This is a genomic window from Microbacterium sp. VKM Ac-2923 (assembly GCF_022815605.1).
Lineage (GTDB): Bacteria > Actinomycetota > Actinomycetes > Actinomycetales > Microbacteriaceae > Microbacterium.
On sequence record NZ_JALGRP010000037.1, the window covers coordinates 1 to 203 of the forward strand.

Consider the following 203-nt stretch of genomic DNA (forward strand, 5'->3'; position numbering starts at 1 on the left):
ACGCTCGCAGCCTTGAGGATCTCGTTCGCCTTCCGCAACTCCGAGACCTCCTTCTGCAACCGCTTTATCTCCGCCGCGGCCTCAGTCGTGACGCCGGGCTTCACCCCGGCGTCGACCTCGTAGCGACGCTGCCACAACCGCAACGTCTCCGGACTCATCCCCAGCAGCCCAGCCACATGCCGGACCGCGCTCATCATCGTCGG

At 66.0% G+C, this 203-nt stretch carries 1 protein-coding gene; it reads right to left on the reverse strand.

What is annotated here, in order from left to right; all coding sequences use genetic code 11:
* Positions 1-197: transposase (locus MT347_RS18595; protein WP_374206556.1), on the reverse strand; the 197-nt coding region annotated here is incomplete at its 3' end.
* Positions 198-203: the final 6 nt, after the last annotated feature.